Annotated in this window: 1 protein-coding gene; it reads right to left on the bottom strand. The window is 64.8% G+C overall.

What is annotated here, in order from left to right; all coding sequences use genetic code 11:
* Positions 1 to 506, bottom strand: a 506-nt coding sequence (locus tag ABD810_RS31150) for a LamG domain-containing protein (protein WP_344948709.1), incomplete at both ends; no start/stop codon positions are given.

Below are 506 nucleotides of genomic sequence, written 5' to 3'. Positions count from 1 at the left end.
CTGGTTCTTCACCCCTGTGCCGGTCTTGGTGGCCAGCCGGCCGAAGGCGTCGTAGACGAAGGTGGTCGTCGTGGTCGTGGAGGCTACGATCCCAGCGCTCGCCTGTCCCACGCCGGCGACCGGGGTGTCCTTGTCGGACTGGATCTCGGTCTCTGCAAGTGCCCGGTTGTAGACGCGGACCTCGTCGATGAGTCCGGAGAAGTACTCACCCCAGACGCTGTTGCCGCCGATCCGCAGCGGACCGCCATCGGCACGCAAAGAGCCGGAGAAGTCCTTTGTCGCGGTCTTGGTGCCGTCCAGGTAGAACTGGAGTTTGGCGCCGTCATAGGTGAGGGCGATGTGTGACCAGGTGTCGAGCGGGAGGTCCTGGGGGGAGTCGACGTTGCCTTCCAGGCCGTCGGTGTTGACCGTCCAGCCGTTGGGTTGCGCCCCGTTGGAGGCATACAGCCCGTAGGACATGCCGCCGGTGAATTCCTTGAGGACGACCTGCCGCCAGTTGTCCAGGA

Origin of the sequence: Sphaerisporangium flaviroseum, assembly GCF_039537005.1 — a bacterium.
GTDB lineage: Bacteria > Actinomycetota > Actinomycetes > Streptosporangiales > Streptosporangiaceae > Sphaerisporangium > Sphaerisporangium flaviroseum.
The sequence above is the reverse complement of the archived record's forward strand: the minus strand, read 5'-3'. Positions and strand labels throughout refer to the sequence as shown.